Annotated in this window: 24 protein-coding genes; 18 read left to right on the top strand and 6 right to left on the bottom strand. The window is 73.0% G+C overall.

The window, feature by feature from the left end:
• From AB0C03_RS11805 to AB0C03_RS11795, 3 genes are all read left to right on the top strand, one after another.
• Complete coding sequence (locus AB0C03_RS11805) at positions 1–1,032, top strand: hypothetical protein (RefSeq protein WP_210866153.1); 1,032 nt, start codon at positions 1–3, stop codon at positions 1,030–1,032.
• A 74-nt stretch (positions 1,033–1,106) separates the two neighbouring features.
• Positions 1,107–2,789, top strand: a complete 1,683-nt coding sequence (locus AB0C03_RS11800; RefSeq protein WP_357636398.1) for a MinD/ParA family ATP-binding protein — start codon at positions 1,107–1,109, stop codon at positions 2,787–2,789.
• 56 nt (positions 2,790–2,845) lie between these two features.
• The gene (locus tag AB0C03_RS11795) at positions 2,846–3,676 is read left to right on the top strand and encodes a DUF2567 domain-containing protein (protein ID WP_357636395.1); all 831 of its coding nucleotides are present in this window, start codon (positions 2,846–2,848) and stop codon (positions 3,674–3,676) included.
• Here AB0C03_RS11795 and AB0C03_RS11790 read toward each other — a convergent pair.
• Positions 3,591–4,295: an LON peptidase substrate-binding domain-containing protein gene (locus tag AB0C03_RS11790; protein WP_357636392.1), complete on the bottom strand. Its 705-nt coding sequence runs from the start codon at positions 4,293–4,295 to the stop codon at positions 3,591–3,593. The two genes, AB0C03_RS11795 and AB0C03_RS11790, sit on opposite strands and share 86 nt — an antisense overlap.
• Positions 4,296–4,401: 106 nt before the next feature.
• Between AB0C03_RS11790 and hisD the strand changes: the two genes are divergently transcribed.
• The 12 genes from hisD (at position 4,402) to hisF (ending at position 12,614) form a co-directional block, all read left to right on the top strand.
• Positions 4,402–5,724, top strand: coding sequence for a histidinol dehydrogenase (gene hisD, locus AB0C03_RS11785; RefSeq protein ID WP_357636390.1), 1,323 nt, complete (start codon positions 4,402–4,404; stop codon positions 5,722–5,724).
• Complete coding sequence (locus AB0C03_RS11780) at positions 5,721–6,794, top strand: histidinol-phosphate transaminase (protein WP_357636387.1); 1,074 nt, start codon at positions 5,721–5,723, stop codon at positions 6,792–6,794. Before hisD ends, AB0C03_RS11780 begins: the two co-directional genes overlap by 4 nt.
• Positions 6,791–7,402, top strand: coding sequence for an imidazoleglycerol-phosphate dehydratase HisB (hisB, locus tag AB0C03_RS11775; RefSeq protein ID WP_030334475.1), 612 nt, complete (start codon positions 6,791–6,793; stop codon positions 7,400–7,402). Before AB0C03_RS11780 ends, hisB begins: the two co-directional genes overlap by 4 nt.
• Positions 7,403–7,460: 58 nt before the next feature.
• Positions 7,461–7,631: a CG2302 family histidine operon protein gene (locus AB0C03_RS11770; RefSeq protein WP_167337319.1), complete on the top strand. Its 171-nt coding sequence runs from the start codon at positions 7,461–7,463 to the stop codon at positions 7,629–7,631.
• Between the two features lie 13 nt (positions 7,632–7,644).
• Positions 7,645–8,277 (top strand): imidazole glycerol phosphate synthase subunit HisH, encoded by a 633-nt coding sequence (gene hisH, locus AB0C03_RS11765; RefSeq protein WP_357636384.1) that lies wholly within the window; start codon positions 7,645–7,647, stop codon positions 8,275–8,277.
• Between the two features lie 36 nt (positions 8,278–8,313).
• On the top strand, positions 8,314–8,637 hold the full coding sequence (locus AB0C03_RS11760; protein ID WP_030334472.1) for a hypothetical protein: 324 nt from the start codon (positions 8,314–8,316) through the stop codon (positions 8,635–8,637).
• A 14-nt stretch (positions 8,638–8,651) separates the two neighbouring features.
• Entirely contained in the window at positions 8,652–9,377 is a 726-nt protein-coding gene (gene priA / locus AB0C03_RS11755; RefSeq protein ID WP_030334470.1) for a bifunctional 1-(5-phosphoribosyl)-5-((5-phosphoribosylamino)methylideneamino)imidazole-4-carboxamide isomerase/phosphoribosylanthranilate isomerase PriA, read from the top strand.
• A complete protein-coding gene (locus tag AB0C03_RS11750; protein ID WP_030334468.1) occupies positions 9,374–9,763 on the top strand; it encodes a RidA family protein in 390 nt (129 codons plus the stop codon). Before priA ends, AB0C03_RS11750 begins: the two co-directional genes overlap by 4 nt.
• Before the next feature lie 80 nt (positions 9,764–9,843).
• Positions 9,844–10,290 carry a MarR family winged helix-turn-helix transcriptional regulator gene (locus AB0C03_RS11745; protein WP_030334465.1) on the top strand — a complete coding sequence of 149 codons (447 nt, stop codon included), beginning with the start codon at positions 9,844–9,846 and terminating at the stop codon, positions 10,288–10,290.
• Between the two features lie 5 nt (positions 10,291–10,295).
• Positions 10,296–10,727 carry an organic hydroperoxide resistance protein gene (locus AB0C03_RS11740; protein ID WP_030334464.1) on the top strand — a complete coding sequence of 144 codons (432 nt, stop codon included), beginning with the start codon at positions 10,296–10,298 and terminating at the stop codon, positions 10,725–10,727.
• 47 nt (positions 10,728–10,774) lie between these two features.
• Positions 10,775–11,773 carry an NADP-dependent oxidoreductase gene (locus tag AB0C03_RS11735; protein WP_030334461.1) on the top strand — a complete coding sequence of 333 codons (999 nt, stop codon included), beginning with the start codon at positions 10,775–10,777 and terminating at the stop codon, positions 11,771–11,773.
• Between the two features lie 73 nt (positions 11,774–11,846).
• A complete protein-coding gene (hisF, locus tag AB0C03_RS11730) occupies positions 11,847–12,614 on the top strand; it encodes an imidazole glycerol phosphate synthase subunit HisF (protein ID WP_210860672.1) in 768 nt (255 codons plus the stop codon).
• A gap of 5 nt (positions 12,615–12,619) precedes the next feature.
• Here the strand turns inward: hisF and AB0C03_RS11725 are convergent, their stop codons facing one another.
• Positions 12,620–13,081, bottom strand: coding sequence for a hypothetical protein (locus AB0C03_RS11725; protein WP_030334457.1), 462 nt, complete (start codon positions 13,079–13,081; stop codon positions 12,620–12,622).
• A gap of 101 nt (positions 13,082–13,182) precedes the next feature.
• Positions 13,183–13,884, bottom strand: coding sequence for a membrane protein YczE (gene yczE, locus AB0C03_RS11720; protein ID WP_357636379.1), 702 nt, complete (start codon positions 13,882–13,884; stop codon positions 13,183–13,185).
• A 59-nt stretch (positions 13,885–13,943) separates the two neighbouring features.
• Between yczE and yczR the strand changes: the two genes are divergently transcribed.
• Positions 13,944–15,398, top strand: a complete 1,455-nt coding sequence (gene yczR, locus AB0C03_RS11715) for a MocR-like transcription factor YczR (protein WP_030334455.1) — start codon at positions 13,944–13,946, stop codon at positions 15,396–15,398.
• A complete protein-coding gene (locus AB0C03_RS11710; protein ID WP_425339852.1) occupies positions 15,355–16,791 on the top strand; it encodes a low temperature requirement protein A in 1,437 nt (478 codons plus the stop codon). Before yczR ends, AB0C03_RS11710 begins: the two co-directional genes overlap by 44 nt.
• 45 nt (positions 16,792–16,836) lie before the next feature.
• On the opposite strand, the gene AB0C03_RS11705 is transcribed toward AB0C03_RS11710, so the two are convergent.
• The 3 genes from AB0C03_RS11705 to AB0C03_RS11695 all read right to left on the bottom strand — a co-directional run bounded on the left by AB0C03_RS11705 (position 16,837) and on the right by AB0C03_RS11695 (position 20,505).
• Complete coding sequence (locus tag AB0C03_RS11705) at positions 16,837–18,663, bottom strand: AMP-dependent synthetase/ligase (RefSeq protein WP_030334453.1); 1,827 nt, start codon at positions 18,661–18,663, stop codon at positions 16,837–16,839.
• A 137-nt stretch (positions 18,664–18,800) separates the two neighbouring features.
• Complete coding sequence (locus tag AB0C03_RS11700; RefSeq protein WP_357636374.1) at positions 18,801–19,676, bottom strand: terpene synthase family protein; 876 nt, start codon at positions 19,674–19,676, stop codon at positions 18,801–18,803.
• Between the two features lie 199 nt (positions 19,677–19,875).
• Positions 19,876–20,505, bottom strand: a complete 630-nt coding sequence (locus AB0C03_RS11695) for a TIGR03085 family metal-binding protein (RefSeq protein ID WP_030334450.1) — start codon at positions 20,503–20,505, stop codon at positions 19,876–19,878.
• Positions 20,506–20,676: 171 nt separating this feature from the next.
• On the opposite strand from AB0C03_RS11695, the gene AB0C03_RS11690 reads away from it, so the two are divergent.
• A complete protein-coding gene (locus AB0C03_RS11690) occupies positions 20,677–22,560 on the top strand; it encodes an ABC transporter ATP-binding protein (RefSeq protein ID WP_030334448.1) in 1,884 nt (627 codons plus the stop codon).
• Positions 22,561–22,708: the final 148 nt, after the last annotated feature.

Genomic DNA, 22,708 nt, shown 5'->3' with positions numbered 1-22,708 from the left:
GTGCGCGCCGGCAACCTGCTGCGGCAGTTGGACCAGCGGCTGCTGCCGCCGCTGACCCGGGCCGTGGCCCGGCTGGGCGACCGGTCGGCGCGGTTCGGCGTGCTCAGCTGGGCCGCCGTGCTCTCCGCGGCGGCGGTGCTGGGCACCGCCGTCTGGGCCGTCGATGACGCCCCGGTCGGCGACCGGACGGTCGGTGAGGTGACCCGGGTCGGCGTCGTCGACGGCGACTCGGTCCCCGCCTACCTGCGGTCGGCCGCGGCCGACCTGGCGGCGCTGCCGGCGTCCGCCCCGGCCGCCGAGGGCACGACGTACGCGCTGGTCACGCTCGACGCGTACCTGCCTCCGCAGCGGCTGGCGACGGTGCTCGGCGACGTCGGGGTGTCGACCGTCTTCGGGCGGGTTCCGCTGCCCGGCCGGCAGACCGAGATCGTCAAGATCCCCGCGATGCGGGTGCCCGACGACGTGGTCGCCGGAATGCGACAGGTGGCGGCCCGTAAGGAGACCGAGGCCGCCGACTACCGGGCCAGGGCCGCCGCGGTCGACGGCGACGGGGAGGGCGAGCGGGAGCTGCGGGAGCAGTACACCAGCGGCGCCGAGGTGGCCGCCGCCGAGGCGGCCGGTTACCGGGCCGGCTGCGCCTGCGTCTACGCGGCGGTGGTCCGCGCGACGCCGGTGGCGCTGCGCGGCGTCGCGACCCGGCCGGACGTACGGGCTGTCGACCCCGCCCCCGAGGTGTACCGGTTGGACCGCACGGTCTTCACGCCGCCGCTGCCCGAGCAGCGCGATGTGGCGCGCCCGCCAGCCGACAGCGGGCTGAGCCCCACACCGACCCGGTCCGAGCCGCCCGCGCCACTGATCAGCGCACCGGCGCCCTCGCCGACCGTGGGCGAATCGTCGGAACCCGCACCAGCCGTGACGACCCCGTCACCCGAACCGTCGGAGCCGGAGCCCACCGAGTCGACGCCGCCGAGCGTCACCACCTCGCCGGACGCCACCGTCGCCGAGCCGCCGTCGCCGTCGCCGTCGTCGTGATCTGCGCCGGCTGGTGTGCGCTCTGAGGTGTGGTCCGAATAGGGTTGGGTTCGTAGCCTGTCAGACAGAGATCGATGGCGCTGGGAGGGCGGGCCGTGGAGGGCAGTGAGACCGGCTGGGGCCGGCCGGCCGAACCAGCGCCGCGGTGGCGTGCGTTGTTGGACCGAGCCCGGCTGGGCGGTCGCGGCGCCGAGCAGACCGAGCCCGAGCGGCGCGGCGAGGAGCCGCCGCCAGACCCGCTGCCCCGGCGGGCGGCCCCGAACGGCTACGCCGGGCGGGCACCGGCCATCGGGCATCCCGCCGACCTGTCGTACGGCGCGGAGCCCGGTTACCGGGCCGAGGCGAGCTACCGGGTCGACCCGGCCTACCGGGCCGAGCCCGCGTACCGCGCGGAGCCGGACTACCGGGCCGAGCCGGACTATCGGGCGGAGCCCGCGTACCGGGCCGAGCCGAGTTACCGGGCCGAGCCGGACTACCGCGCGGAGCCGGCGTACCGGACCGAGCAGCCCGACTACCGCGCCGAACCCGACTACCGGGCCGAGCCGGGCTACCGCGCCGATCCCGGCTACCGCGCCGAGCCGGACTACCGCGTCACGCCGGAGTACCGGGCTGATCCGGGCTACCGGGCCGAGCCGACGTACCGGGCCGAGCCCGAGCCGCCGGCCCGTGGACCCGAGCCGGTCCCGTCGCGCTACGCCCTGCTGGACAACGGCTACCGATCGGGTCAACCGCCGGTCGAGTCGCGGTACGCCCTGCTGGAGACCGGCTACCAGCCGGAAACCGGCTACCCGGCGGCCGCGCCACCGCCGGTCGCCCCGCCGCCGGTCGTCGCCCCGCCACCGCCGGTCGTCCCGCCGGTCACTCCGCCACCCGCCCCGGCGATCGGTTCGGCGGTCGCCGAACGTGCCTACCCGGCCCGGATCGAGTGGCGGCCGCAGGCCGTCGACCAGGAGCAGGAACGCGCCAACGGGGTGCTCAAGCGGGACCTGGGCACGCCCCGGGTGTTCGCCTTCGCCAACCCCAAGGGCGGCGTGCACAAGACGACCGCCACAGTGCTCGCCGCGGCGACGGTCGGCAGCGTCCGCGGCCAGGGCGTGCTGGCCTGGGACGACAACGAACTGCGCGGCACCCTCGGCCTGCGCGCCGGCAGCGCCCGGCACGCCCGGACGATCCGGCACCTGATCAGCGACCTGGCCCAGATCGAGATCCTGGAGGGCGCGACCCTGCTGGACCGACTGGACGACTATCTGCGGCACGCCTCCGACGGCTCGTACGACGTGCTGGCCGGCGAGGAGAGCCCGCGCTTCGCCCAACGACTGGACCAGTTCACCGTCCGGCGGGTGCTGGAGTTGCTGCGGCGTACCCACGACGTGGTCTGCGTGGACACCGGCAACAACGTGGAGAGCCCCAACTGGCGCACCGTGATGCAGGCCGCCGACCAGCTGGTGGTGACCACGGTGCCCCGGGAGGACGCGGCGTTCAGCGCGGACTGGATGCTCGACCTGCTGCACGAGGAGGGCATGGGTGAGTTGGCGGACAACGCGATCACCCTCATCTCCTGCCCCACCCCGGGTCGCTCGACGCTCCAGGACGACCTGGAGCGGCACTTCGCCACCCGCACCCGTGGCGTCGCCGTCGTGCCGTACGACCCGGCTCTGGAGACCGGGTCGTCGATCGAGTACCACCAACTCCAGCCGGAGACCCGGCAGGCGTGGCTGCGGGCCGCGGCGATGATGGTGGAGCCGTTCGCCCGGTGAGCTGGTCTGCCGCCACCGGAGCCCCGGTCCCGCACCGGGCCTGAGAGGATCATCGGGTGAGCCCGGACAACCCCGACAGTGAGCGGCCCGTCGACGAGCCCGACCGACCCGCGCCACCCCGCACGCCGGAAGCGGATCCGCCGCAGGCCGACCCGTCGCCCGGGGCGGCGCCGGATGGGTTCGACCCAGGTCAGCCGCCCACCTCGGCGGCGTACCAGAGCTCCTTGGAACTTCGGTTCGACGAACCGCGTCGTCCGCTGCGGGCCGTGGCGACGGTGGTGGGCGCCGTGCTCGCGCTGGCCGCGCTGGGTGTCCCGCTCGGGTTGCTCTGGGCCGCGCTCGCGCCGGACACCCCGGTGCTGAAGACCGCCGAGGGGGCGATCTACGCCGAGCCGCAACCGGAGCAGCCGATCGCCGCCGACGGCTGGTTCAGCCTGCTCGGGCTCGCCTTCGGGCTGCTCGTGGCGCTCGCCGTGTGGGTCGTGCTGCGTCGGCGGCGGGGCCCGGTCGGGTTGGTCGCCGCGGTGCTCGGCACTCTGGTTGCCGCGCCGGTGGCCTGGCAGGTGGGACGGCGGATCGGCCTGGCCACCTTCGACCGGTTACTGGTGACCGCCCCGGCCGGGCAGGCCTTCAACAAGCCCGCCGACCTGCGCGCCGGCGGGGTGGACTGGCTGCTCGGGGTGCTGCCGGTGCCGCACGGCAACCTGCTGCTGCCGGCGTTCGGGGCCGCGGTCATGTACACCCTGCTGGCCGGCTGGTCACGGTGGCCGGGGCTGCGCCCGGAGCCCGAGCCGGGAGAGTTCAGTTGGGTGTCGGCGGGGACGCCAGCTCCGCCAGCGGCACCGGAACCGCCCGCACCTGACGCAGCAGAGCCGCCTCGCGGTTGAGCAGCCGCAGCTCGGCGCGGAGCCGGGAGGTGGTGTCGTCGATCGCCAGCAGCCGTTGCCGGTCGTCGACGGTGAGCGCCGCCGTCGCCGCCACCAGGTGCGAGAGCACCGTCGGGTCCTCCGGCAGCTGCTCGGAGATCTCCTCCGGGTCGGAGCGGATCAGGCCGAGGTACTGCCGGAACACCGCGATCACCCGGGCGGCCAGCAGGTCGGCCAACTCGTCCGGGCCACCCGGGTCGGGCAGCCACTCCACGTCTGCGGTCAGGTAGGGCTCGGTGCTGTCGTCGACCTCGGCGATCCGGAACCGGCGGCGGCCGACAGTGACGATGTCGAAACCACCGTCGGCCAGCTCGGTCACCTGCCGCAGCTCGGCGGTGCAGCCCACCTCGTACAGGGTGACCTCGCCGACGCCCGGCGTCGCCCGGGCGCCGGGACCGGCCGGCGCGACCTCCCAGCCGGCCTGGATGGCCACCACGCCGAACTCACGGGGGGCGCCCTCGGGCAGGCCGACCAGGTGTCGGACCAGCGCCCGGTAGCGCTCCTCGAAGATGTGCAGCGGCAGCACCAACCCGGGAAAGAGCACCGTTGCGAGCGGGAACACCGGCAGCCGTGCGGTCACAGGGTCGAGCCTAACCAATCTCGCCCACCGGGGCGTGGCCCGGCTCACCGTCCCGGCGGACGGGCGGCTCGGGTGGACCTCCGGTCGGCCGCCTAGACTCGCAAGGGTGCTGAATCGGATCGACCTGCGCGACGGTCTCGGAGACCCGCGCCGTCTGCTGCCCCGCGCCCAGCTCGACGTGTCCGTCGCCGTCGAGCGCATCCGGCCCCTGGTGGAGGCCGTCCGTGAGCATGGGTACCCAGCGATCCGGGAGGCCAGTGTCCGGTTCGACGGCATCTCCCCGGAGGTGCTGCGGGTGCCGGTCGAGGCGATCACCGAGGCGGAGGGGGTGCTCGACCCGGCGGTGCGGGCCGCGCTGCTGGAGTCCATCGCCCGGGCCCGTCGGGTGCACGCCGACCAGCGGCGCACCGACCACACCACCCAGGTGGTGCCCGGCGGTACGGTCACCGAGCGGTGGCTGCCGGTCGACCGGGTCGGCCTCTATGTGCCCGGCGGCCTGGCGATGTACCCGTCGACGGTGGTGATGAACGTGGTGCCCGCCCAGGCGGCCGGGGTGCGCTCGCTGGTGGTGGTCAGCCCGCCGCAGAAGGACAACGGCGGCCTGCCCGACCCCCGGGTGCTCGCCGCGTGCGCGCTGCTCGGCGTCGACGAGGTGTACGCCGTGGGCGGGGCCCAGGCGGTGGCGATGCTGGCGTACGGCGCGGCGGTGGACCCGGCGGGTGAGCTGCGCTGCGACCCCGTCGACCTGATCACCGGGCCCGGCAACATCTGGGTGACGGCCGCCAAGCGGCTGCTGCGCGGCGTGGTCGGCATCGACGCCGAGGCCGGTCCGACCGAGATCGCCATCCTGGCCGACGACACGGCCGACCCGGCGCACGTGGCCGCCGACCTGATCAGTCAGGCCGAGCACGACCCGCTCGCCGCGAGCGTGCTGGTCACCCCGTCGGTGGCGTTGGTCGAGGCGGTCGAGACGGAGCTGGCCCGGCAGGTGCCGGCGACCAAGCACACCGAGCGGGTCACCACGGCGCTGACCGGTGAGCAGAGCGGCGTGGTCCTGGTCGACGACCTCGAGGCGGGGCTGCGGGTGGTCGACGCGTACGCGGCCGAGCACCTGGAGATCCAGACGGCCGACGCCCGGGAGTGGGCGCTGCGGGTCCGCAACGCCGGGGCGATCTTCGTGGGCGCGTGGTCGCCGGTGTCGCTCGGCGACTACTGCGCCGGCTCCAACCACGTGCTGCCCACCGGCGGTTGTGCCCGGCACTCCTCCGGACTGTCCGTGCAGTCCTTCCTGCGCGGCGTGCACCTGATCGAATACACCGAGGCCGCGCTGCGCGACGTGGCCCCGCACGTGGTCACCCTGGCCAACGTGGAGGACCTGCCCGCGCACGGCCAGGCGGTCCAGGCCCGCTTCCCGGGAGGGTCGGCGTGAGCGGCCTGGACGACCTGCCGATCCGCGGCGACCTGCGGGGGCTGTCGCCGTACGGGGCGCCGCAACTGGACGTGCCGGTGCGGCTCAACACCAACGAGAACTCCCACCCGGTGCCGGAGCCGGTGGTCGAGGCGATCAGCAAGGCCGTCGCGGCCGAGCTGCGCGAGCTGAACCGCTACCCGGACCGGGACGCGTTGGCGCTCCGCGCCGACCTGGCCGAATATCTCGGGCACGGGCTCACCGTCGAGCAGGTGTGGGCGGCCAACGGCTCCAACGAGATCCAGCAGCAGTTGTTGCAGGCGTTCGGCGGTCCGGGGCGCAGCGCGCTCGGTTTCGTTCCGGCGTACTCGATGCACCCGCTGCTGGCCCTCGGCACCAGCACCCGCTGGGTGCCCGCCGAGCGCGGCGTCGACTTCGGGTTGACCGCCGAGGAGGCGGTCGCCCAGGTCCGCGAGCACCAGCCGGACGTGGTCTTCCTCTGCTCGCCGAACAACCCCACCGGCACGGCACTGGACCCGGCGGTGATCGCCGCGGTGCTCGACGTCGCGCCCGGCATGGTGGTCGTCGACGAGGCGTACGCCGAGTTCGCCCGGCCCGGGACGGTCAGCGCCCTCGCGGTGCTGCCCGGGCACCCGCGGCTGGTGGTCACCCGGACGATGAGCAAGGCGTTCGGCTTCGCCGGCGGCCGGCTGGGTTACCTGGCCGCCGACCCGGCGGTGGTGCAGGCGGTGCAGCTCGTCCGTTTGCCGTACCATCTCTCCGCGCTCACCCAGGCCGCCGCCCGCGCGGCGGTGGCCCACCGCGATGCCCTTCTCGGTACGGTGAGCGCGATCATGGCGCAGCGGGACCGGATCGTGGCGACGCTGCGCGAGCGGGGGTTGCGGGTCGCTGACAGTGACGCCAACTTCGTGCTCTTCGAGGTGGGCGGCGACCAGACCGTAGTCTGGAACGCCCTGCTGGCGCAGGGGGTGCTGGTCCGTGACGTCGGCCTTCCCGGCTGGCTGCGGGTGACCGCCGGCACCGCCGCCGAGACCGACGCCTTCCTTTCTGCGATGGAGACTGTTCAATGAGCCGGACCGCCCGGGTGGAGCGGATCACCAAGGAGACCAAGGTCCTCGTCGAGATCGACCTCGACGGCACCGGTGCCGCCGAGATCAGCACCGGCGTCGGTTTCTACGACCACATGCTGCACCAGATCGCCCGGCACGGTGGTTTCGACCTGACCGTGCGCACCGTGGGCGACCTGGAGATCGACGCGCACCACACGATCGAGGACACCGCGCTCGCCCTGGGTGCCGCGTTCGACCAGGCGCTGGGCGACAAGGCCGGCATCCGGCGCTACGGCTCGGCGACGGTGCCGATGGACGAGGTGCTGGTCCGGGCCGCTGTGGACCTTTCCGGTCGGCCGTACGTGGTGCACGACGAGCCGGTGCTCGCCCCGTACATCGGTCCGGTGTACGCGACCAGCATGACCCGGCACATCTGGGAGTCCTTCGGCCAGGCGGCCCGGGTCACGTTGCACGTGGACGTGCTGCGGGCGGCCCGGCCGGGCGGTCACCCGGACGCGCACCACGTGGTGGAGGCACAGTTCAAGGCGGTCTCCCGCGCCCTGCGCGAGGCGACCTCGATCGACCCGCGTTCGGCAGGTGCGATCCCGAGCACGAAGGGTGCTCTCTGATGAGCGCGAGGAGTGCAGCGCAGCGGAGCCCCGCAGTCGCGAATGGACGGTGGCTCTGATGGGTGCGGCGTTGCCGACGTTGTTGTTGATCCTGGCCGGGGTCTTGGTGGGTGGCACCTGGTCGCTCTACCGGCAGGGCGCGCCGAAGGTCGCCGTGTTCGTCACCGCGGCGCTCGCGGTGCTCGCCACTGTCGCCGGGGTTCTGCGGCTGCTGCCGGAGAACGGGTGATCGGGGTGACGGCATGAGTGACGTGGTGGTGCTCGACTACGGCTCGGGCAACCTGCGCTCGGCGGAGCGGGCGCTGGCCGCCGCCGGAGCGGATGTCCGGGTGACCGACGACCTGGCCGCCGCGGCTGCCGCCGATGGTCTGGTGGTGCCGGGTGTGGGCGCGTACGCGGCGTGCATGGCGGGGATCGAGACGTTGGGCGCCGGTCCGGTGATCGCCGAGCGGGTGGCTGCTGGCCGGCCGGTGCTGGGCATCTGCGTGGGCATGCAGGTGCTCTTCGAGCACGGTGACGAGCACGGCGTGGTGACCAAGGGGCTGGGGTTGCTGCCCGGCGGGGTGACCCGGCTGGCTGCCGCCCGGTTGCCGCACATGGGCTGGAACACGGTCCGGGCTCCCCGGGAGTCGGTGCTGTTCGCCGGGTTGCCGGAGCAGAGCCGCTTCTACTTCGTCCACTCGTACGCGATGGGCGACCCGGCGGCGCTGGCCGCCGCGGGGGCCACGGTGACCACCGCCCACCACGACACGGACTTCGTCGCGGCGGTGGAGCGTGGCTCGTTGTCGGCGGCCCAGTTCCACCCGGAGAAGTCCGCCGAGACCGGTGCCGCGTTGCTGCGCAACTGGCTCGCCACGTTGCCCAACGGTGGGTGAGCGTCGTCGCGCGGTGCCCGGTCGGCGGGTGTCGCGGTGAGCCGGGAGCGGGCCCGCCGGCGGGCGCAGCGGGAGGCGGAGCAGGCCCGGGAGCGGGCGGTCCGGCAGCGCCAGGTCGCTCGCCGGCAGCGCCGTCGGGCGGTGGTCCGTCGGTTGACGCCGCGGCTGCGGCGGGGTCGTTCCGGGCGGCTGGCCCGGCACAGTCGGGGTGAGCGGGCCGCGATCGTGCTGCTCACCGGCGCGGCGTTGATCCTGATCTGGACGTTCGTTGACAACCTGGCGTTGCGTATCGCGCTGATCGTGCTCTTGCTGCTCGTACTGCCGGCGATCGTCGTGATCGCCCTGGACCGTCGTACCTGATCGAGGAGAAGACCGTGAGCCTCACCCTGTTACCCGCCGTCGATGTCGCTGACGGCCGGGCCGTCCGGCTCGTGCAGGGCGCCCTCGGAAGCGAGAGCGTCTACGGTGACCCGTTGGAGTCCGCGCTGGCCTGGCAGCGGGACGGCGCGGAGTGGATCCACCTGGTCGACCTGGACGCGGCGTTCGGTCGGGGCACCAACGCGCACCTGCTGGCGGAGGTGGTGCGCCAGTTGGACGTGAAGGTGGAGCTCTCCGGTGGCATCCGGGACGACGAGTCGCTGCGCGCGGCGCTGGGCACCGGGGCGGCCCGGGTGAACATCGGGACCGCCGCGTTGGAGGATCCGGTCTGGTGTGACCGGGTGGTGGCGGAGTACGGCGACCGGGTGGCCATCGGGCTGGACGTGCGGGGCCACACCCTGTCGGCGCGGGGTTGGACCCGCGACGGCGGTGACCTGTACGAGGTGCTGGAGCGGTTGGACAAGGCGGGCGCGAGCCGGTACGTGGTCACCGACATCACCAAGGACGGCACCATGCGCGGGCCGAACCTGGATCTGCTGCGCGAGGTGTGTGCCCGTACCGACCGGCCGGTGATCGCCTCCGGTGGGGTGTCCACTCTGGACGACCTGCGGGCGTTGGCGACCCTGGAGTCGGTCGGGGTGGAGGGTGTCATCGCCGGCAAGGCGCTCTACGCGGGTGCCTTCACGGTGGCCGAGGCGCTGCGGACGTTGGCGCAGGCGTGACGACGACCCGGCTCGGGTCGGGTGGCCCGTGGGAGCAGCGTTACGGCTACTCCCGGGTGGTCCGTGCCGGTGAGCGGGCCTGGACGGCCGGGTGCACGGCGACGGTGGACGGCCGGGTGGTGCACGTGGGTGATCCGGCCGCGCAGACCGCGCAGGCGCTGCGGATCGGGCTGGCCGCGCTCGCCGAGGTGGGTGCGGAGCCGGGCGATGTGGTGCGCACGAGGATGTACGTGACGGACCGGTCGCACGCCGACGAGGTGGGTCGGGCCCACAACGCGGTCTTCGGTGCGGTCCGGCCGGCGGCGACCCTGGTGGTGGTGGCCGGTCTGCTGGACCCGGAGCATCTGGTCGAGGTGGAGTTGGAGGCGTACCTCGGCGATCGCTGAGGTACGCGTCCGGTCGGCCTGACGGCCGGCTCACGGACAGATAAGTTGTGCACAACTTAATTGTGGGCTACTTTTCAACGGTGACCGATGACCTGGTGCTGCGCCGGCAGGTGTGCTTCGCGCTCTACGCCGCGTCGCGCGCACTGACCGACGTCTACCGGCCGATCCTCGACGAGGTCGGGTTGACCTACCCGCAGTACCTGGTGCTGCTGGTGCTCTGGGAGCGTCCCGACGACGCCCCCACGGTGTCCGAGTTGGGCGCCGAGCTGCGGCTGGACTCCGGCACGCTCTCCCCGCTGCTCAAGCGGCTGGAGGGGGCGGGCCTGGTGGTGCGGCGGCGGTCGGCCCGCGACGAGCGGCGGGTCGAGGTGGGCCTCACCGAGCAGGGCCGGGCGCTGCGCGAGCAGCTCTGCGACGTCCCGCTGCGGATCGCTCAGGCCACCGGGCTGGGCCTCGGCGAGTTGGTGGCGCTGCGCGACACCCTCACCCGGGTCACCGACACCATCCACCGACAGAAGGAGCAGTGAGCACCATGCAGGTTCTCTACACCGCGTCCGCTACCGCCACCGGCGACGGCCGGGACGGCCACGTCGAGACCTCCGACGGCACTGTCGCGCTCGACCTGGCCGTGCCGAAGGAGATGGGCGGCGCCGGCGGTGCGGCCAATCCCGAGCAGCTCTTCGCCGCCGGCTACGCGGCCTGCTTCCACAGCGCGCTGCGGGTGGTGGCCCGCCGGGCCAAGGCCGACGTGACCGGTTCCGTGGTCGCCGCCGAGGTGGGCATCGGCCCGAACGGCAGCGGCGGCTTCGGGCTCACCGTGCAGCTCGTCGTCGACCTTCCCGCCGCGTCCCGCGAGGTGGCCGAGCAGCTCGTCGAGCAGGCGCACCAGGTCTGCCCGTACTCCAACGCCACCCGTGGCAACGTCGACGTCACGCTGACCGTCCGCGAGACCCTGCCCGCGTGACACCGCGGCACCAGGCCCCCACCCGCGGACGAGAGGACAACCATCCAGTGACCGGCAACCGCGAGATCCACCTGGCCAGCCGCCCCCAGGGCTGGCCCACCGAAGACACCTTCCGGCTCGTCGAGACCGACGTCCCGACGCCCGGACCGGGCCAGATCGTGGTCCGCAACCAGTTCATGTCGGTCGACCCGTACATGCGCGGACGGATGAACGACGTCAAGTCGTACGTGCCGCCGTACGCGCTCGACGCGCCGCTCGACGGGGCCGCGATCGGCGAGGTGGTGGCCAGCGAGGCGGCGGACATCGCCGTCGGGACCACCGTCCAGCACGGGCTCGGCTGGCGGGAGTACGCGCTGCTCGACGCGACCGCCGCCCGTCAGGTCGACCCGGGCGTCGCCCCAGTCAGCGCGTACCTGAGCGTGCTCGGCATGACCGGGCTGACCGCGTACGCCGGGCTGCTGGAGGTGGCCGCGATGAAGCCCGGCGAGACGGTCTTCGTCTCCGCCGCGGCCGGCGCGGTCGGCAGCCTGGTCGGCCAGATCGCCAAGCTCAAGGGCGCCGGCCGGGTGATCGGCAGCGCCGGCTCGCCGGCCAAGGTCGAGCGGCTGCGGGCGCTGGGCTTCGACGCCGCCTTCGACTACCACGACGGGCCGGTCCGTGAGTCGTTGCGGGCGGCCGCCCCGGACGGCGTCGACGTCTACTTCGACAACGTCGGCGGCGACCACCTGGAAGCCGCGATCTCGGCCATGAACCTGCACGGCCGAGCCGCGATCTGCGGCATGATCTCCCAGTACAACGCCACCGAGCCGTCGCCCGCGCCGCGCAACCTGGCGCTGGTCATCGGCAAGCGGCTCACCCTGCGCGGCTTCCTGGTCAACGACCACCACGACGTCCGGCCGGCGTTCGTGCGCGACGTCGCGGGCTGGCTGCGCGACGGCACGCTGTCCTACGACGAGACGATCGTGGACGGCATCGAGAACGCCCCGGCCGCGTTCCTCGGCCTGCTGCGCGGCGACAACCTCGGCAAGATGCTCGTCAAGGTGTGACCGAGGCCTCGTTCACGGCGGTCGACCCGATCGGGTCGACCGCCGTGCCGCGGGCGGAGGATAGGCTCGCGGCATGACGCTGGCGGTACGGGTGATCCCCTGTCTGGACGTGGACGCCGGGCGGGTGGTCAAGGGGGTCAACTTCCTCGACCTGCGGGACGCCGGCGACCCGGTGGAGCTGGCCGCCGCGTACGACCGGGCCGGCGCTGACGAGTTGACGTTCCTCGACGTCACCGCGTCCTCCAGCGACCGCGGCACCATGCTCGACGTGGTGCGCCGCACCGCCGAGTCGGTGTTCATCCCGCTGACCGTCGGCGGTGGGGTCCGGCAGGTCGCCGACGTGGACACGTTGCTGCGCGCCGGGGCGGACAAGGTCGGCGTCAACACCGCCGCCATCGCCCGGCCGGAGCTGATCGCCGAGATCGCCGACCGGTTCGGCCGGCAGGTGCTCGTGCTCTCCCTCGACGTGCGTCGGTCGTCGACCGGTGCCACGCCCAGCGGCTTCGAGGTCACCACGCACGGGGGTCGACGCGGCACCGGCATCGACGCCGTGTGGTGGGCACACCGGAGCGCCGAGTTGGGCGCGGGGGAGATCCTGCTCAACTCGATGGACGCCGACGGCACCAAGGCGGGCTTCGACCTGGAGCTGATCGCCGCGGTGCGGGCGGTGGTGGACGTGCCGGTGGTGGCCAGCGGGGGTGCCGGTGAGGTGGCCCACTTCCCGCCCGCTATCGGCGCCGGCGCGGACGCGGTGCTCGCGGCCAGCGTCTTCCACTTCGGCGAGCTGACCGTCGCCGAGGTCAAGGACGCGCTGCGCCTCGACGGCCACCCGGTGCGCTGAGCCGCTCAGCGCTCACCGGAGTGCCCCTCCGGTGACCGACGCGGGGTGGGGATCGAACGGACCGCGTACTCCTGGACAGCCGCCGCGTGGTCGGCCTCGTCCAGGATCCAGTCGGCGCTGCCGGGCGCGTGCCGGCGGGTCAACACACCCTGCACGGTGTCCACCATGGTCGCCACACCCGCGCGCGGGCGGGTACGCCAGAGCGTCTCACCCTCGGCGGTGATCCGGAACCAGCCGTCGGCGACGCTGACCAGCCCGGCGCCGACCAGCCGCTGGACCGCGGCCTCCACCTCGTGCCGCTGCGGGATCGCGTGGTTGAGGTGGTCGGCGGTGGAGAGCACGTCGGCCAGGCGAACGCCCTCCGGTCGTCGGCTTGTCGCCGACCGACGGTGCCGTCCGGCGCCGCTCGCGATGACGAGCGACACGAAGATCCAGGCGTCCGTCCAGCGCCAACCGTTCTCCCCCATGCAGAGATGATGACGGCGCGCGTCGCGGAAGGGAACACCCACCCGCCAACCGGTGTGCAGCACCACCACCACGTACCGGTTCGCGGACGGTCGGTGAGGTTTCAGCCGGCGGGGGTGACCGGCGCGGGACTGCCCGGTGGCGGTGCGGGGCTGTCGGGTGTGCCGCCCTCCGGCACGGCGCTCTCGGGTGCCGGAGCTTCCGGCACGGCGAACAGCGGGATGAAGAACTGGGCCAACGGACCGATGGCCAACGCGTACGCGACGGTGCCCACCCCGACCGTGCCGCCGAGCAGCCAGCCCAGCGCCAGCACGGTGACCTCGATGACGGTGCGCACCAGCCGGACCGACCGGCCGGGCCGGCGGGCCACGTACCCGGTCATCAGGCCGTCGCGCGGGCCGGGGCCCAACTGGGCGCCGAGGTACAGAGCGGTGGCGGCGCCGTTGGCGACGATCCCGCTGATCAGCATCGCGATCCGGACACTGCGCGGGCCACCCTCCGGCAGCAGGGCCACCGTGGCGTCCACCACCAGGCCGATCACCACGACGTTGCTGACCGTGCCGAGGCCGGGCCGCTGCCGCAGCGGGATCCAGAGCAGCAGGACCAGCGCGCCGACGCCGATGGTGACCGTCCCGAAGGAGAGCCGGGTCAGCTCGGAGAGCCCCTGGTGGAACACGTCCCACGGGTCGAGGCCCAGGTCGGAGCGGATCATCAGGGCCATGCTGACGCCGTAGAGCGTGAGCCCGAGGTAGAGCTGGACCAGCCGTCGAACCGGCCGGTGCCGCAGATTGCCAAGCAGTGCCATGCATGCCACCCTAGGTGCCAATCCTCATCGAGGAAGAAGCCAATATCCGAGGAGTGGCCATGACCGGGCAGGTACGCGGTGTCCAATTGGCCCGTCTGCTCGGGCAGTGGCATGCGCTCCCGGGTCGGCGACGCAGCCCCGACTACGCCGCGCTGGCCGGCTCGGTGCGCGGGCTGCTCGCCGACGGCCGTCTGCCGCTGGGCGTCCGCCTCCCGGCCGAACGGGAACTGGCCGAGGCGCTGCGGATCAGCCGGACCACCGTCACCGCTGCCTACCGGCAGCTACGCGAGAGCGGGCACCTGGCCAGCCGCCGAGGCGCCGGCAGCTGGACGATGCTGCCCGGCAACCACCGGGTGGCCAGCACCGGGCTGTGGACCCCGCTGGACGACCGGGAGATGCTCGACCTCGGCGTCGCGGCGCTGGCCGCCCCGCCGCAGCTGCTGTCGGCCGCCCGGGCCGCCGCCGAGGACCTGCCCCGCTACCTGAGCGGGGCCGGCTACCACCCGACCGGCATCATCGAGCTGCGTGAGGCCGTGGCCGACGCGTACAGCGCCCGGGGTCTGCCCACCTCGGCCGACCAGATCATGGTCACCAGCGGCACCCAGCACGCACTGGACCTGGTGCTGCGGCTCGCCCTCGCCCCGGGCGGCACCGTGCTGGTCGAGTCCCCGACCTACCCCAACGCCCTCGCCGCGCTGGCCGGCCGGCGGGCCCGGATCACCACCCACGGTCTGGCCGCCGACGCCGGCTGGGAGCCCGACCTGCTGCTGGGCAGTCTGCGGCAGACCCGGCCGAAGCTGGCGTACCTGATTCCGGAGTTCCAGAACCCGACCGGGCACCTGATGCCCGCCGCGCTGCGCGAGCGCGTGGTCGCCGCCGCGCACGCGGTCGGCACCGACCTGGTCATCGACGAGTCGTTCGTGGACCTGTCGATGGACGGCACCGAGCCGCCACCCCCGGTCGCCACCTACGACCGGCACAGTCGGGTGATCAGCATCGGGGGGATGAGCAAGCCCTACTGGGGTGGCCTGCGGATCGGCTGGGTGCGGGCGTCCGCGCCGCAGGTGCAGCGACTGGCCGCCGTGCGGGTCGGAGTCGACATGGCCAGCCCGGTGCTGGACCAACTGGTCGCGGTGCACCTGCTCGCCGACGCCGAGGCCATCGTCGCCGACCGCCGCGTCCAGTTGGCCGTGCAGCGTGATGCCCTGCTCGGCGCGCTGGCGCACCAACTGCCCGAGTGGCGGGTCACCGTGCCACGCGGTGGCGTGACGCTGTGGGCCGAGTTGGACGGCCCGGTCTCCAGCGCGCTGGCCCGCGCCGCGGAGGAGGTCGGCGTACGACTCGCGCCCGGCCCCCGGTTCGGCCTGGACGGCACCCTGGAGCGCTTCCTGCGGCTGCCGTTCACCCTGCCCGCAGCGGACCTCGTGGAGGCCGTCGGGCGGATCGCGGCGATCCGCTACGACCTGGACCGTGCCGCCCGTCAGCGGTGGCGCGAGCCGGCCGTCATCGCCTGAGCCGGCACCGAACACACCAGGGGCATCCGCCGGCACCGTTATGCCGGGAATATGTCATCCGACCTGGTCCGGCTGCCACACTCTCCTGGTGGTCGAGGGCGCGGGAGTGCGTGGGGTCCAGCGGAGCGCGCCTGGCTCCCGGGCGACCCGCCTCGAACTCTTCTACGACCTGATCTTCGTCTTCGCCTTTCTGAACGTCACCACCGTCACCGCCGGCAATCCGACGGTTGCCGGGCTGATCCGGTGCCTGGTGGTGCTGGCGCTGCTCTGGTGGTGCTGGACGGGATTCGCCGTGTTGGGCAACCTGGTCCGTACCGACCAGGGCATCGTCCCGCTGGTCGGCTTCGCCACCATGGCCGCCGCCTTCGTGCTGGCGCTGAGCCTGCCGAAGGCGTTCACCGACCGCCCCGGTGGGCTGCCCGGCCCGCTGGTCTTCGCGGCCGGCTATTTCCTGGTCCGGGTCGGCGAGACGTCCATCTTCCTGTGGCTGGGCCGTCGGGACCGGGGCGTGCGTCGACGCTGGCGGATGCTCGCCCTGCCGGTGGTGCTCGCCACGTCGCTCATCGTCGTGGCCGCCCTGGTGCCGCAGCGGCTCTTCGACGGCACCGCCGAGGGGGTGTTCCGGCTGGCGCTGTGGCTCGCCGCCCTGGCCGTCGAGTACGGGGCCGGGCTGGCGCTGCGCGGCACCGGGTGGACGGTGCTCTCCGCCGGGCACTGGGCGGAGCGGCACAGCCAGATCGTCCTGATCGCCCTCGGCGAGGCCATCATCGCGCTCGGGTTCGCTCCCGGCGGCAGCGCCGGCCTGCCGCTGACCTGGCCGGCGCTGATCGCCGCAGTGCTCGGCATCGCGGTGGCCGCAGCGCTGTGGTGGGCCTACTTCGACACCCTGGCGCTCGGCATGGAACAGACTCTGCACCGGACCCGCGACCCCGTCGCCCGCGCCGCCCTGGCCCGCGACGCCTACACCTACCTGCACCTGCCGGTCATCGCCGGCGTCATCCTGTTCGCGCTCGGACTCAAGGGGCTGATCAACGACGAAGCCGACGTCAGCACGCCGAACTGGGGGGTTCCGCTGCCGGGCTTCGACCTGCTCGCGCTCTACGGCGGGGTCGCGCTCTATCTGCTCGCGCTCATCGTGCTCGGCCGGAAAATGCTCGCCGCCCCCCGCTGGCCCACGATCGGCGGAATCCTGCTGCTGCTCGTGCTGGTGCCGGTGGCCGGGTCGTTGCCCGAGCTGTCCGCGTTGACCATGCTGGCCGTGGCCGCCTGGCTGGCAGTGGGGGCGCAGACGATCGTCGACGCCCAGCGTCGACGCGGGGTCCGCGAGGTGGCGCTGGCGGAGCAGCTCGCCGTGGAGGAGGACCAGACGAGGTGGCGGGGCCACCACCTGTGAGGGCCCCGTGCCGGCCGGGAGCCGGGCACGGGGCCCTCGACGGCGTCAGAGCTCGGCGAGGGTGCCGGCGTACATCTTGTCGATCTCGGCGGCGAAGTTGCTCTCCACGCCCCGCCGCTTGATCTTCAAGGACGGGGTGATCTCGCCGTCTTCGATCGTCAAATCGCGCGGCAGGATCGCCACCTTCTTGATCGTCTCCCAGCGGTTGAGCTTGGCGTTGAGCTGGGCGACGTACTCCTCGACCATCGTCTGGGCCTCCGCCGAGGCGACGATCTCGGAGTAGCTGCGCCCTTCGAGGGGGCCGCCGGCGGCCCAGCCGCGGATCGCGTCCGGGTCCAGGGTGACCAGCATCGTGCAGAAGTTGCGGGCCTGACCGACGACGACCGCCTGCGAGGTGTACGGGCAGATGGCCTTGAACATCCCCTCGATGTGCGACGGCGCGATGTACTTGCCGCCCGAGGTCTTGACCAGGTCCTTCTTACGATCGGTGATGCGCAGGTAACCCTGTTCGTCGAGGGTGCCGATGTCACCGGTGCGGAAGAAGCCGTCCTCGGTGAACGCGGCGGCGGTCTCCTCCGGCAGGTTGTGGTAGCCGCGCATCACCGGCCGACCACGGACCAGGATCTCCCCGTCGGTGTCGATCTTGCACTCGAGGTCGCCCATCGCCCGGCCCACGGTGCCGATCCGCAGCCCGGCCGGGGGGTTGACGAAGTTGCCCGCGCTGGTCTCGGTCAGGCCGTAGCCCTCGGAGATCGGCAGGTTCGCGGCGGCGAAGAAGGTGGCGATCTCCGGGCTGAGGGGCGCGGCGCCGGACACCAGCACCCGCATCCGGCCGCCCAGGCGGGCCTGGAGCTTGCTGAACACCAGCTTCTCGGCCAACCCGTAGCGCAGCTTCAGCCCGGCCGGCACCGGCTTGCCGGCCTGCTCAAGGGTGACCTTCTCCTTGCCGATGCCGACCGCCCAGCCGAAGATCTTCGCCTTCGCGCCGCCGGCACCCTGCGCGGTGGTCACCGCCTTGTTGTAGACCTTCTCGAACACCCGGGGAGCGCCGCACATCAGCGTCGGACGGATGACCGAGAGCAGGTCGACCAGCTTGTCCACCCGGCCGTCGACGTAGGTGGGCAGGCCGACGTGGATGGCGCCGCAGAGCAGGGTCTTGCCGAACGAGTGAGCCAGCGGCAGCCACAGGTACTGCAGGTCGTCGTCGCGTAGCAGCCCCACGTCCGCCTGCGCCACCGCCTCCCAGCACCAGCCGCCGTGCAGCAGCTCGACGCCCTTGGGCTGCCCGGTGGTGCCGGAGGTGTAGATCAGGGTGGCCAGGTGGTCCGGGCCGATGCCGGCCACCAGCATGTCGATCAGATCCGGTTCGGCGGCCAGCGCCTGGGCGCCGCGCTCCTCCAGCTCGGCGAGCGTCAGCTGCGCGATCGCCGCGGTCGGGTCGGCGGCACCGTCGAGGAGCACCACGTGGGTGAGCGCGGGCAGGGTCGCCCCGGCGATCTTCGCCGCCTGGGCCGGGTTCTCCGCGAACAGCACCTTGGAACCGGAGTCGGCGATGATGTACGTCGCGTCGGTCGGCTCGGTGGTCGGGTAGACGGTGGTGGTCGCGCCGCCGGCGCACATGATGCCGAGGTCGGCGATCACCCACTCCAGCCGGGTGTTGGCGAGGATCGCGACCGGGTCCTCCTGGCCGACGCCCAGGCCGTGCAGGCCGGCGGCGACCGCCTTGGCGCGCTGACCGACCTGCGCCCAGGTCAGCCAGACGGGCCCCGAGTCGTCGGGGTTCGGGGATGCGAACGCGTTTCGGTCGGGGGTGGCCGCCACGCGCTTGAGAAACATGTCCGGGATGGAGCGGTACGGTACATCGAGAGCCATCGCTGTAGCCGCCTTCGGGGGTGGTGGCGTGACGGTCGTCACGTCATGATGGTTACCGAAGAGTATTGCCTGTCGCCATGCATCGGCTAGCCCTGGTGATCGTCCGGCCGTCCCATCCCACCAACCGGTACGGTCGATCAGGCGTACCGGGCAGCCACCACTGACCAGTCGTAGGTGGCCCGGACCCAGTTGCGCCGGACCACCAACGCGTCGCGCAGCCGGTCGTCGCCGGTGGCGCGGAGCGCCTCCTCCGCGTCCAGGTACGTCGCCAAACCCTGGTTGAACCGGTGCGCCGCGCTCCGCAGCGCGGTCGGCTCGTCCGCCTCGCTGTCCTGGGCGATCACCGTGACCAGGTTGTGCGCGTCCGGGTCGGCCTGACTCTCCTTGCCGTACGAGAAGAGGTCGTTGCACCAGCAGACCAGGTCCACCGCCAGTAGGTCGAGGGTGGCCAGGCCCGGGTCGGCGCGTTGGGTCGGCCCGGAGGGTCGCCTCGACGCCAGGTCGGTCAGGGTGAGGCAGGGGTGCACACCGCCGATGTGCCGGCGCAGTTGGACGTACTCCGCCATCTCGGGCACGCGCCGACGTTCCCGGTTGCCCGCCTCCCAGAGCAGCGCCAACAGATACTCCCGCATCTGGCTGACGAACCGCAGGAGCAGCCCGGCGTGATCGTGCAGCCGGGTCCGGCGGCAGAGGTCGTGCAGCGCGTCACCCAGGGGCCCGACGGCGGGCGGTGCCACGTCCGGGTCACCGCACCGGTCGAGCACGTCGAGCAGGGTGCTGATCGCCGGTCCCAACCGCGCCGGGTCGGCGCCGAGGCCGTCCTCGTCGCAGGCGTCATCCATCACGAAGAGCCAGCTGATCAGGTCGGTGAGCAGCCGAAGCCCCTCCACCGAGCCGTCCGGGCAGGCGCGGCCGGCCAGGCCGGCGGCGTCGGCCCGTTCCAGCCGGTACACACGTTGGCCGGAATCGACCAGCCCGAACGTGCGTGCCCACTCGATGCTCTCACTCGCCACTTGGTCCGTGGCACCATGGCGCCCCGTGGGGAACGGCGGTTCCCGCAGCGCCGAAATCGCGAAGTCCCGCACAGTGTGCCCCCACTCCGTGCCGCCCGGCGCGGCGCGGCGCGGTGAAGCGTACGGGAGGGCGTATCAGCGTGCTTCGCTGGGTGTGGGGAATCCGACAGCTATTCAGTGACCGTTTCCGTACAGACGGTCACATTCCCAGGCTGGCGTCGCGCAGTCGTCCCGCCACCTCCGTCGAGCCGTTCAGTTGGACCCGGGCCACCCGTTGCCGGCCGGACAGGAACAGCACCAACTCCCCCGGGGAGCCCACCAGGCGCAGCGGCTCACCGCCGCGACCGACGGAGATCTCACCGTGACCGGGCGCCTGCACGAGGAGGTCCGCCGGAAAACGGCGCAGGGCCAGCCGGGCCATCGGGGCCACGCGTTTCCAGAGCGCGCTCTGCAAACCGGTGGGCAGATCGCGCGGCTGCCACCCGGAGCCGGCCCGTCGGACGTCCTCGTGGTGGATGAAGAACTCCATCGTGTTGGCCAGTTCGTCGGTCAGCGGATTGCTGACCGGGCTCCACAGCGGCGGGCGCCGTACCTGCGCCACCAGTTCGGGGTACCCCTGTGCGGCGAGGCGCTGCCGGACCCGCTCGGCGTATCCGCGCAGCGGCGGCAGCAGGATCCCACCCGCCGCGTCCGGACGGCGCTCCCGCAGCACCAGATGAGCGGCGAGGTCACGGGTCGCCCAGCCCTCGTTGATCGTCGGGGCGTCCGGCCCGAGGGCCAGCAGAAGATCGGCCAGCGCCTCGCGCTCGGCTCGGGCGTACCGCGGCATGGCCCGATCGTAGGCCCGGTGGCCCGTCGGCGCGCGCCGACGGACGCCGGTCGCCGCCCGCGGACACCGTCGTCCGGTACGTGACGGTCGACATATCCGGTCAGGGTCGGCGGTGCTGGCCCTGACCGGTAAGGATGAGGGAGATAATTACGGCTTACGGCGGGGGAGAGCGTGGCGAGCAAGACAAGTCGGGACGTTCTCAGTCGAGGGCTGGGGGTTCTGCGACAGGCGATCCGTGAGCAGCCGCGGATCTTCTCGGTGGCGGTCGTCGGCAGCGTGCTCTTCGGCGGGATGATCATCGTCAGCGCCCGGGTCGTCGGGTCGGTCGTCGGTGAGGTGGCGCTTCCGGCCATCGAACGCGGCGAGGTGGGCGCCGGCACCCTGGCGCTGGCCGCGACCGCGTTGTTCGGGATCAGCGTGCTGCGGGTCGCGGGCATCTTCGGCCGCCGCCTCGGCGCCGGCTACATGCAGTACCGCCTCCAGGCCTCCTACCGCCGCCGGGTCACCCGTCGGTACCTGGAGCTGCCGCTGTCCTGGCACCACCGCAACTCCACCGGCACCCTGCTGTCCAACGCCAACTCCGACGTGGAGGCGGCCTGGTACCCGATCGCGCCACTGCCGTTCGCCGTCGGCACGTTGGTGATGCTGGTCGGCGCCATCGTGTCGCTCTTCGCCACCGACTGGGCGCTCGCCCTGGTCGGCCTCGCGGTCTTCCCCGCGCTGTTCGCGCTCAACGTCATCTACTCCCGCCGGATGGCACCCCGGCAGGCCCGGGCGCAGCGGCTGCGTGCCGAGGTCAGCGGCATCGCCCACGAGAGCTTCGACGGGGCCCTGGTGGTCAAGACGATGGGTCGCGAGGCCCAGGAGACCGCCCGGTTCGCGGGCCGAGCCGGTGAGCTGCGCGATTCGTTGATCGCGGTCGGTCGGCTGCGCGGCATCTTCGACCCGCTGTTGGAGACCCTGCCCAGCCTCGGCACCCTCGCCGTGCTGGTGGTCGGGGCGTTCCGGCTGCGCCAGGGCGCGATCAGCGTGACCGAGCTGGTCAGCGTGGCCTTCCTCTTCACCGTGCTGGCGTTTCCGGTGCGGGCCATCGGTTGGGTGCTGGCCGAGCTGCCGCGCAGCGTCGCCGGCTGGGACCGGGTCCGCCGGGTGCTCGACGCCACCGGCGAGATGCCGTACGGGCAGCGGGTGCTCGACCCGAACGAGACCGCGCCGGCCACCCTCACCTTCCACGACGTGCACTACTCCTACCCGCCCGCCGAAGCGCACCCGCCCGGCGCGCAGGTCCTCGGCGAGGTCGGCTTCACGGTGCCGTCCGGTCGGACGGTGGCCCTGGTCGGGCCCACCGGCGCCGGCAAGTCCACCATCGCCTCGCTGGCGGTGCGGCTCGTCGACCCGGACTCCGGCACGGTGAGCCTGGACGGCGTGGACGTGCGCGAGCTGACCTCCGCCTCGCTGGCCGGCACGGTGGCCCTGGTCGCCCAGGTGCCGTTCATCTTCGACGACACGGTCCGCGCCAACATCGCCCTCGACCGGCCCGGCGTCGACGACGAGGTGGTCTGGGCGGCGCTGCGGCTGGCCGAGGCGGACGGGTTCGTCGCCGCGCTGCCCGACGGTCTGGACACCATGGTCGGCGAGCGGGGCACCTCGCTCTCCGGCGGTCAGCGCCAACGGCTCACCCTGGCCCGCGCGCTGGCCGGCCGACCGCGCCTGTTGGTGCTCGACGACGCGACGAGCGCTGTCGATCCCCGAGTGGAGGCGGCCATCCTGGCGGGGCTGCGGTCGTCGACCGCGGCGGCGGGCGTTCCGGCCGCGTCGATCCTGGTGGTGGCGTACCGGCGGGCCACCATCGCGCTCGCCGACGAGGTCATCTACGTGGAGCAGGGACGGGTGGTCGCCCGGGGCACCCACAGCGAGTTGTTGGCCACCGTGCCCGGGTACGTCGACCTGGTCACCGCCTACGAGCAGGCCGAGGTCGAGCGCGCGCAGGAGAGTTCGTACGGCGACGACGTGGCGCCGCTGCCGTCGGGCCTGGAAATCGAGGTGGACCGGTGAGCGCGAGGAGTGCAGCGAAGCGGAGCCCCGCAGTCGCGAACGGAAGGCGGGCCCGGTGAGCGCGAGGAGTGCAGCGAAGCGGAGCCCCGCAGTCGCGAACGGAAGGCGGGCCCGGTGAGCGCGAGGAGTGCAGCGAAGCGGAGCCCCG

This window comes from Micromonospora parva (assembly GCF_040649675.1).
In the GTDB taxonomy this organism is placed as follows: Bacteria; Actinomycetota; Actinomycetes; order Mycobacteriales; family Micromonosporaceae; genus Micromonospora; species Micromonospora parva.
This window is presented reverse-complemented; position numbering and strand designations above follow the sequence as displayed.

Coding starts and splice junctions, on each gene's coding strand:
- AB0C03_RS11800 (WP_357636398.1), top strand. CDS start 1,107: ATGGCGCTGGGAGGGCGGGCCGTGGAGGGCAGTGAGACCGGCTGGGGC.
- AB0C03_RS11725 (WP_030334457.1), bottom strand. CDS start 13,081: ATGGGGGAGAACGGTTGGCGCTGGACGGACGCCTGGATCTTCGTGTCG.
- hisH (WP_357636384.1), top strand. CDS start 7,645: ATGAGTGACGTGGTGGTGCTCGACTACGGCTCGGGCAACCTGCGCTCG.
- AB0C03_RS11695 (WP_030334450.1), bottom strand. CDS start 20,505: ATGCCGCGGTACGCCCGAGCCGAGCGCGAGGCGCTGGCCGATCTTCTG.
- AB0C03_RS11705 (WP_030334453.1), bottom strand. CDS start 18,663: ATGGCTCTCGATGTACCGTACCGCTCCATCCCGGACATGTTTCTCAAG.
- hisB (WP_030334475.1), top strand. CDS start 6,791: ATGAGCCGGACCGCCCGGGTGGAGCGGATCACCAAGGAGACCAAGGTC.
- yczR (WP_030334455.1), top strand. CDS start 13,944: ATGACCGGGCAGGTACGCGGTGTCCAATTGGCCCGTCTGCTCGGGCAG.
- hisF (WP_210860672.1), top strand. CDS start 11,847: ATGACGCTGGCGGTACGGGTGATCCCCTGTCTGGACGTGGACGCCGGG.
- yczE (WP_357636379.1), bottom strand. CDS start 13,884: ATGGCACTGCTTGGCAATCTGCGGCACCGGCCGGTTCGACGGCTGGTC.
- AB0C03_RS11770 (WP_167337319.1), top strand. CDS start 7,461: ATGGGTGCGGCGTTGCCGACGTTGTTGTTGATCCTGGCCGGGGTCTTG.
- AB0C03_RS11740 (WP_030334464.1), top strand. CDS start 10,296: ATGCAGGTTCTCTACACCGCGTCCGCTACCGCCACCGGCGACGGCCGG.